Genomic DNA, 8,352 nt, shown 5'->3' with positions numbered 1-8,352 from the left:
TCGCTGGTTGCTCATGGCACCTCCTAATGGGCCTCATTTTAAGGCTTGGAGGTGTCTACGAAACTAGGGGCGATTCAGGGTGTGCGTCTTCACCCATCCCAGTCAGCCAGGCAAAGCCGGTTCCATCTGATGAGCTTTATGCTTTCCAGTCAAAGCCCGCGGGTGAGAGTGGTGTGATTACAGTCGTCCGGGATTCCGGGATGGTTGGATCTGGTTGCGATATCGTCGTGTACGTCGATGGGCGCAAAGCTGGCAAGATTGGCACCAGTCAGCGCGCGAGCTTTTATCTGCCTGCCGGCAATATAAATCTGGGGGCTGGATTGGCTGGCTCCGGCCTGTGTGCTGGCGCGGCGATTCGAACCATTTCAGCCAGTATTCAAGCCAACAAAGAAAGCCTCTACAGGATCAGTGGTGATATGAGCGGCTTCTATATCGGCCCCTATGTCGATTACAACTGAGTTCCAATCTTTAAAAGCCGCCTCCGGGCGGTTTTTTAATGTCCGGAGAAAAGTAATGCAGGGTTCGGCAATCAACTACCAACCCGTGACGACCATCCGGTTGTACGGCCCATTACGCCAATTTGGTCGCTCATTCAGACTGGCCGTTAAATCACCAGCAGAAGCCGTCAGGGCTCTCTGCGTCCAGGTCCCTGGCTTCGAGCGTTTCCTGTCGAATGCCAAATCCAGAGGGCTTGAATTCACCGTATTCCGGGGCAAAACAAACATTGGACAAGATGAGCTTGGCTACTGTGGGGCTGGCGATATACGCATTGCTCCTGTCGTAGTCGGCAGTAAGCGGGCAGGGCTTCTTCAAACCATCATTGGTGCGGTACTCATTGTGGCAGGCAGCTACTTTAAGCAACCTTGGGCTGTTCAGTTGGGCGTGGGTTTGGTCGGTGGTGGCGTAATCCAAATGCTCAGCCCCCAGGCGGGAGGCCTAAAAACCAGCGCGGCTCCCGAGAACACCCCCGGCTACGCCTTCGGTAGCGCCAAGAACTCTACGGCCTCCGGCAATCCTGTTTCGCTCTGCTACGGGCGCCGTCGCTGGGGTGGCGCCATTATCAGTACTGCGGTCTATGCGGAAGATCAAGTCTAGAGGTCGGGTGGAAACAAGTACTGATATCATTATAATGGCGTACTTCAAAAAAAGGAAATGTTGTAATGACATCGGAAATCACTCAAACGCCTACCATCTCTTTTGAAGAAATTCATACCAGAGGTACTGAGCTCATACGCAAGCGAGCGTCATTCGAGATATTGGGGCTTAATGGCAAGATGATTGATGCTGTTAGCCTGCTCGAAGCCGAAATTGAAAAGCAGGGTTTGACCTGCCGCATTTACACAAGCGGTAGAATTGCATCGATTGGCGCGTCCATGCTGGGTGGAGTGACTGGGATTGTAGGGATTGCTTCTGCTGCAGTGATTGCTGCGCACAACATAGCTACCTTCAATCCAGACTATGAAGTGTCAAAACATCTCGTAGACAACAAGCTTGTTGTTTCATACGAAAAGTAGGATTTCAGAAAGTACGGACCCGCGTTAGCGGGTTTTTTTTCGTCTGGAGGAAAACATGGGCGCAGCACAGCTACTCGATATCCACGGTGCCAAGGGCGGTTCCGACAAGCCGAAAACCCCAACCGAAGCCCCGGACAGCCTGCGCTCGATTGCCTTGGCGAAGATGCTGATCGCGGTCGGCGAGGGTGAATTCGACGGCATCCCCACGGCCCAAAATATCTACCTCGACAATACCCCGCTGCAGGACGAACAGGGCAACTTGAACTTCCCGAACGTAAAGTGGGAATGGCGCTCCGGCTCCGTGGAGCAGCCTTATATCCCCGGTATTCCCTCGGTCGAAAACGAAACCACCTTGGGCATTGAGCTGCGCAGCGGCACGCCGTGGGTGAGGTCGATCAACAACACCCAGCTGTCCGCAGTACGCCTGCGCTTTGCCTGGCCCATGTTGCAATCAATCGACGAGAGCGGAAATATCAACGGCTACCGGATCGAGTACAAGGTTGAGGTAGCTACGGATGGCGGTGCCTATCAGCAGGTATTGAGCGAGGCCGTGGACGGCAAGACCACCAGCACCTACGAGCGCACCCGGCGCGTTGACTTGCCCAAGGCCGCAAGTGGCTGGATGTTGCGCGTCACTCGGATTACGCTGAACCAGAACAGCAACAAAATTGCCGACACCATGCAGATCGCAGGTTACACCGAGGTCATCGACGCCAAGCTGCGCTATCCGAACACCGCGCTGCTCTATATCGAATTCTCTGCTGAGCAGTTCCGCAATATCCCTGCGATCACGGTTGAGTGTGACGCGCGCAAAATCGCCGTGCCCAGCAATTACGATCCGCGGAGCCGGTCGCACACGGGTATCTGGGACGGCACCTTCAAGCAGGCCTGGACTGACAACCCGGTATGGATGACCCACGACATTACGGTCAACGACCGCTTCGGCCTCGGCCGGCGCATCAAGCCCTGGCAGGTAGATAAGTGGGAGCTGTACCGCATCGCCCAGTACTGCGACCAACTGGTGCCGGACGGCAGGGGCGGCTTGGAACCGCGTTTTATCTGCAACCTGAACCTGCAGGGCAAGGCGGATGCCTGGACGCTGCTGCGGGATATTTCGGCGATTTACCGCGGCATGACCTACTGGGCGCAGGGTCAGGTGTTCTCGCTGTCGGATATGCCGCGCTCCACTGATTTTGATTTTGCCTACACCCGTGCCAATGTCATCGACGGTAAGTTCACCTATGCCAGTGCCTCGGAGCGCACCCGCTACAGCCGCGCAATGATCAGCTACGACAACCTGGCCAACAACTACGACACCGATGTCACCGCGGTGACCGACAGTAAGTTGCAGCGCCGCTATGGCGACAGCCCGTTGGACATCAGCGCGATTGGCTGCACCTGCGAATCAGAGGCGCAGCGCCGGGGTAAGTGCGCTGCTGACCAATGCCAAGGATCGGGCGGTGACGTTCAGAACGGGCTTGGCCGGGCGTATCCCGCTGCCGGGGTATGTGATCCCGATTGCTGACGAGTTGATTGCAGGGCGGCCAGTGGGCGGGCTGGTGGCGGCGGTTGCCGGCAAGGTCATTACCCTGGACCGCGAGACCTCGGCCAAGCCGGGCGATCGCCTGATTCTCAACTTGCCTGATGGCAAGTGCGAGGGGCAGACGATCCAGCTGGTCAGCGGGCGCAAGGTGACGGTGACAACGGCGTACTCTGTTGCGCCTGAACCGGAACTGGTGTGGTGCCTGGATGCTGACGATCTGGCGGTACCGCTTTACCGGGTCACCAGCGTGTCGCGGCCGGAAGCCGGTGTATTCGAAATATCGGCCGTGCAGTACGACCCGAGCAAGTTCGCGCATATCGATACCGGCCCGCCTGGAAGAGCGCCCCATCAGCGTGATCTCGATCACCGTGGTGCCGGCGCCGGCCAGTGTGGCGCTGACGTCGAATTCGTCGATTGCCCAAGGCTTGGTGGTGACCACCATGAGCATCGCCTGGGAGTCGGTTCCCGGCGCTGTCGCCTATGACGTGGATCTTCCCGCAGGGCGCGGGCAGGCTTGGGATGGCGCCTTGCAGCCAGCCACCTTTGTTGGCCAGCCTGCACATAACGTCACACTCTCGTTTACGACCGGACAGGATGGCACTGGAAATGCGCTCTATACACTCATGCAAACTTATTGGATGAACTCGAGTGTACTTTATGTCGGGGTTAATACTGGCCATGCACCCGCCTATGTACACCCGCCAATGGAATATGGAATATTGGCGGCAGGCTCGTTTGTTGCGTCTTTCCAATCTTCAGGGCGGTTGAAATAATGAAAATATTCCTAAGCCCGCAACGGCGCGACGATACGTTGAGCGTTGTCAGACGTGGTGATTTGCTGATTGTAAATGATGAGCCTTTTGATTTTCCGGCAGTTGAGGAAGGCGACATATTGCCCCGGTCTGCAATCGAATCAGACTGGTTTGCCGGGGATGTGACACGAGTAAACGGCGAGCTTGAACTGACCCTGATCCTGCCAAACCCCGCGAACTTCAGTCAGGCGCAAGCGTTCCCCGTGCCCCTCACTATTACTAAAATGGGCCAGTTGAGTTTCCCAGGCCGTTAACTGACGTAACCAAGGAGCCAGCCCATGAGCAATATTGACTGGTCAGAGCTGCGCAAGGCAGCAGATATCAAAGCTGAGGCCGAGACTGCATGCTTGGCGCCTTTGATTGCTGTCGAAGTCCAGTGGGTCGAGCAGGAGCGTAAGTTCGTGGCTGAGCAACTGGAGGCCATTGAGGACGGGGAGCAGGTAGCGGGCACGGAGCGCCTGTGGCGTGACTATCGCACCCAGGTTCGAGCCTGGAAGTTGGGGGGCGAGGGCTATCCCGACTCAAGCCAGCGGCCAGAACGCCCAAGCTGACATCAACAGCAACACCGAGCCCCGCCGAGTGCGGGTATTTTTTTGCCGGGAGAAAGTCATGCCCATCACCACGCAGCAACTGTTACAGATCCTCCCGAACGCCAGCCATGTTGCTGGCGTTTTTGTTCCTGTCTTAAACACCGCGATGGGCCGGTACCAGATTGTGGGCGCCAAGCGAGGAGTCGCATTTATCGCCCAGATTGGCCACGAATCCGGCCAGCTTAAATATGTCAAATAAATCTGGGGCCCCACGCTCGCTCAAACCAAATACGAGGGCCGCAAAGACCTGGGCAACACCGTAGTAGGCGACGGCTCCAAGTACCGAGGGCGTGGCCTGATCCAGATCACGGGCCGGGCCAACTACATGGCGTGCGGCGAAGGGCTGGGGCTTGACCTGATCAAGCAGCCTGAGCTGCAGGAGAAACCACCGCACGCATGCATGTCAGCGGCATGGTTCTGGGCGACTAATGGCCTGAGCACCTTGGCCGACGCGGGTCAGTTCGACAGGATCACCCAGCGCATCAACGGTGGCCAGAACGGCGCGGCCGATCGGCAGGCGCTGTATGCCCGGGCGCTCAAGGTGTTGGCGTGAACATCGACGCGGTGAAGTGGGGCGGGGTGCTGCTGATTATCCTGGCCCTGATGGCTGGCAGTGCGTGGGCCGCATGGACGTGGCAGGCCAACACCTACGGCCAGCAACTGGCCGCTAAGGAAGCTGCCCACCAAACCGAACGCACCCATCTGGCCAATGCCAACTCCGCGCAAATTCTGGCGGAGCAGGGCAAGCGTCTTGCGCTGGAGCAATGGCTGGCAGCCAGCGACCAATCCCATTACCGAGCCCTGACAGATGAGAAAACCAAACAAGCACGCCTGCGTGATCGCCTTGCTACTGCTGACCTGCGGCTGTCAGTCCAACTCGACGCCTCCGCAACTGGTTGTGACGCAGTGCAACCCGCCACCGGCGCCGGCGGCGTGGTTTATGGCGCCCATAGAGCCCGACTTGCCCCAGCGCACGCTCAACGAATTATCGGAATCACCGGCGATGGGGATCAAGGACTGATCGCATTGCAGGCCTGCCAAACTTATGCTGAAGAGTTTCTAATCCGCCTGATAGTAGCAATGAATAATTTAAGTGGATGCATACTTTGAGGCGTGATGGTAAATTGCCAGCTTTTTGGGCAGGGATGGCGTTTGTGACTAAGCTAGTTATTAAGAATGATAATGCTGCACTCAATCTATTGCAGAAATTGTTAGACGATGAAAACTTCGAAGTTCCAGAGGTGGAGTTTAAAAATTGGCCTCGATTCGAAATGCATGTGAAAGGCGAGCGTTATCACTCGACAATTACTCCAGAGCTTATGGAGTCTTTTTTAGACTTGCAGAAAACAATAAACAAATCATTTGCTTTGGTTCGCTATTCGGATTCTAGCCGTAGGCTTACCAAGGCGGATAGGCAAGATTTAAAGATATTAGTAGAAGTTAAGGACGGTAGCTCAGGTTTTTTTGCTGCACTAGAAGCGCATGTAGGTATCATTGCTACAGGAATAGCTGAGGGGTTTAAAACTATGGACTCAAGGCATAAGCTTATTGCTATTTTGGCTATTGGCACTTTAGCCATTGGTGGGTATGGATTTAACTCCTATATAGAGACGCAAAAGGCCACAAGACTGGCTGAGCTCCAGAATCTAGATAACGAGGCTGAGCGCAATGAGCGTATTAGGACTCTAAGCTTATATAAAGATATGAACTCGGAACAAACAGCTAAAAATGCGGAGCTTTACGGTAAGGTTCTAGACAAAATGCCGCAAGTGCAAACCATTTCTGATCACATGGCAGGGACCTATAACAAATTTATTGCAGGCACTGTTGATGCTGAATATATAGAGGTTCAGGGGGCGAAGGTTCCTGGTATCGTTGTTGATGAGATTAGCAATGCTTCTCGAAATGTTGCAGTAGATGACAGGGTGGCGAGTGTTTTCCTCATGCGTGGTGTAGATCACTCATCAGGCGAAGACTATAAGTTTAAGCTTTTTGATGTTGTGAGAGGCGGCGAAGTTAATGCGACTTTGCCTAAGGATGGGTCTTTCGTGACGGACGCTATACTTGATGTGATTCAGGACGCTGAGTGGGGTGGTAAAGTAGTGCTGCTCCAACTTAGAACGAAAACGCGAGCAGGAAAAGTTGTAAAGGCAGAGATCGAGAAGGTCACGGAAATAAAAGATCAGGGTGGTTATGAAGAGGCTGTTGCTTCTAAAGAGGATTGAGGAAATCTGTAAGAGCCTAAGGGGAATACAATCTCCTTAGGTTGGTGTTTTTAAATGAAGCTATTCGTGGTTGGGCGAGATATGACTACATCATGAGTTAGTTTCGACATTGGCCATCACGGCTTGGATTGCTTCCGTCTGCGAAAATGTGCCCTTTAATAGATCTATCGTAATGGAAAACCCTTCATACTCCTCAGCGGAGATACCTGAGGCAGAGGTTATGAAAACTGCTGAAAAAATTCCGAAAATAGTTACTGACGTGACCAGCTGTCTGCCAAGCACCATAGAAAGCAACACATGAGTGCCATGCTCTTTTTTACATGAGATACCATGAATGCTATTAGTCCCACCTTTCATGCCAATCGAAGCGAACTCTTCATCCAGTGTTGTTGCTAGCCCTAGGCGATATATCTCCCCACTTTCTGAGTTGATGGCACTGTCTCCAAAGCACCAGACAGTCATTAAATAAGCAATTTTCAGTAGCTCTTTTTGTACTAGATAAGTATCGCAGCTGAATGATGTATGTATCTTGGGGTTTGGTGTGATGATGGATTCACCAATATCTATCGATATTTTCTTTTTTGCATGATCTTTCTTTACTCTCTGAGCATGTGCCTTGGCTGCGTCGCCAAACCCTTTGACTGCTTTTATTTTTCCAGTTGCTGGATCGGTAACTACCGGATTCGCAAATCTAAAACTAATTTCATTTAGTGAAAATGATGTTTTCAGAGCGTCACCATTAGATACAAGTATGGCAGGGAGGTTGGCTATGACAGGTCCAGATCTAGATACAACACCTTGGCTCATTGCTAGGAAACGAATTAGTTGGTCGTTAGAAAAAGGAGCATCGATTAATTCGTTTAGTCTGCTATTTTCCGATTCAGAAGCAATGACAAAGAACTTCGTTGGCGCGCCAATTGCCACCGGCAACACGTGCTCCTCATTGATTCGCTCAATGGAAGCTAACGGTTGGTTTGTATACGGGCATAACGTCTGTGGTACCTGCATGGCCAGCATCCTTTAAAGGGTAGTTATTAAAAACGATATCACGAATGATGTTAAACGAGCGCCTGTTGCTGGAGTCCAGTGTTTACTGGTGCTTAGTCGGCGGAAAGGCAATGTCGGGGACTTACTGAAGGCTTTGCAGGCCCCCTATGAAGCACATAGTGTCATCACAAGGATACGTCGCAATTTCCAACAGTATGCCATCATAGGGAGTGCAGTAAAGCTGTAGCAAAATACAGCTCTAAGTTATTGATTTTTATAGGGTAGTTGTCCTGGTTTTGCACAGTCTTAGCAATAAATAAATCCTATGTATTTCAATGACTTACGTTAGTTCAACGGTCAACCTTGACATGGTGGGCGTCGTTGGTTCGAGTCCAATCGCGCCTACCAAACAAAATCCGCTCTGCTGGGCGGTCTAGAAGGGCTCACCGAAAGGTGGGCCCTTTTTTGTTGTTCTCGTTTGGGAAAACTTTGGCCAATCATTGGGCAAACCACCAACGCGCAGCAGTTTCAGATCGGCTTTGACCTTGTGATAAATCACAGCCTCCGGCCCATGCCCGGACTGATAATGCTCTGTCATTTTCACATCGGCATACCCCATCAAACCCTGAATGTTATCCTGAGCAAATCCCTGTTGCTCATATAGCCAGGCACCCAACGCTC

The 8,352-nt window shown here is 52.9% G+C and carries 9 protein-coding genes and 2 pseudogenes; 9 read left to right on the top strand and 2 right to left on the bottom strand.

Annotation, left to right across the window (positions count from 1 at the left end):
* The first annotated feature begins 26 nt into the window (after positions 1-26).
* The 9 genes and pseudogenes from GHO42_RS15550 (at position 27) to GHO42_RS15510 (ending at position 6,684) form a co-directional block, all read left to right on the top strand.
* Positions 27-458 (top strand): hypothetical protein, encoded by a 432-nt coding sequence (locus tag GHO42_RS15550; RefSeq protein WP_153328135.1) that lies wholly within the window; start codon positions 27-29, stop codon positions 456-458.
* Positions 459-513: 55 nt separating this feature from the next.
* Entirely contained in the window at positions 514-1,095 is a 582-nt protein-coding gene (locus GHO42_RS15545; RefSeq protein WP_153328133.1) for a tail assembly protein, read from the top strand.
* Between the two features lie 65 nt (positions 1,096-1,160).
* Positions 1,161-1,514 carry a hypothetical protein gene (locus tag GHO42_RS15540; protein ID WP_095024239.1) on the top strand — a complete coding sequence of 118 codons (354 nt, stop codon included), beginning with the start codon at positions 1,161-1,163 and terminating at the stop codon, positions 1,512-1,514.
* A 55-nt stretch (positions 1,515-1,569) separates the two neighbouring features.
* A pseudogene (locus GHO42_RS15535) lies at positions 1,570-3,548 on the top strand (host specificity protein J); the annotation flags it as partial.
* A gap of 281 nt (positions 3,549-3,829) precedes the next feature.
* The gene (locus GHO42_RS15530) at positions 3,830-4,123 is read left to right on the top strand and encodes a hypothetical protein (RefSeq protein WP_153328131.1); all 294 of its coding nucleotides are present in this window, start codon (positions 3,830-3,832) and stop codon (positions 4,121-4,123) included.
* 24 nt (positions 4,124-4,147) lie between these two features.
* Positions 4,148-4,420: a hypothetical protein gene (locus tag GHO42_RS15525; protein WP_095024241.1), complete on the top strand. Its 273-nt coding sequence runs from the start codon at positions 4,148-4,150 to the stop codon at positions 4,418-4,420.
* A 58-nt stretch (positions 4,421-4,478) separates the two neighbouring features.
* Positions 4,479-5,012: pseudogene (locus tag GHO42_RS15520) on the top strand (glycoside hydrolase family 19 protein).
* Positions 5,009-5,569, top strand: a complete 561-nt coding sequence (locus GHO42_RS15515) for a lysis system i-spanin subunit Rz (RefSeq protein ID WP_095027278.1) — start codon at positions 5,009-5,011, stop codon at positions 5,567-5,569. The pseudogene GHO42_RS15520 and the gene GHO42_RS15515 overlap by 4 nt, the downstream one beginning before the upstream one ends.
* A gap of 44 nt (positions 5,570-5,613) precedes the next feature.
* A complete protein-coding gene (locus tag GHO42_RS15510) occupies positions 5,614-6,684 on the top strand; it encodes a hypothetical protein (RefSeq protein ID WP_153328129.1) in 1,071 nt (356 codons plus the stop codon).
* Positions 6,685-6,774: 90 nt separating this feature from the next.
* Here the strand turns inward: GHO42_RS15510 and GHO42_RS15505 are convergent, their stop codons facing one another.
* Positions 6,775-7,692 carry a hypothetical protein gene (locus GHO42_RS15505; RefSeq protein WP_153328127.1) on the bottom strand — a complete coding sequence of 306 codons (918 nt, stop codon included), beginning with the start codon at positions 7,690-7,692 and terminating at the stop codon, positions 6,775-6,777.
* A 412-nt stretch (positions 7,693-8,104) separates the two neighbouring features.
* Positions 8,105-8,347: a hypothetical protein gene (locus tag GHO42_RS26140; RefSeq protein WP_153328125.1), complete on the bottom strand. Its 243-nt coding sequence runs from the start codon at positions 8,345-8,347 to the stop codon at positions 8,105-8,107.
* Positions 8,348-8,352: the final 5 nt, after the last annotated feature.

Source organism: Pseudomonas sp. FSL R10-0056, assembly GCF_009600105.1.
Classification (GTDB): domain Bacteria; phylum Pseudomonadota; class Gammaproteobacteria; order Pseudomonadales; family Pseudomonadaceae; genus Aquipseudomonas; species Aquipseudomonas bubulae.
The sequence above is the reverse complement of the archived record's forward strand: the minus strand, read 5'-3'. Positions and strand labels throughout refer to the sequence as shown.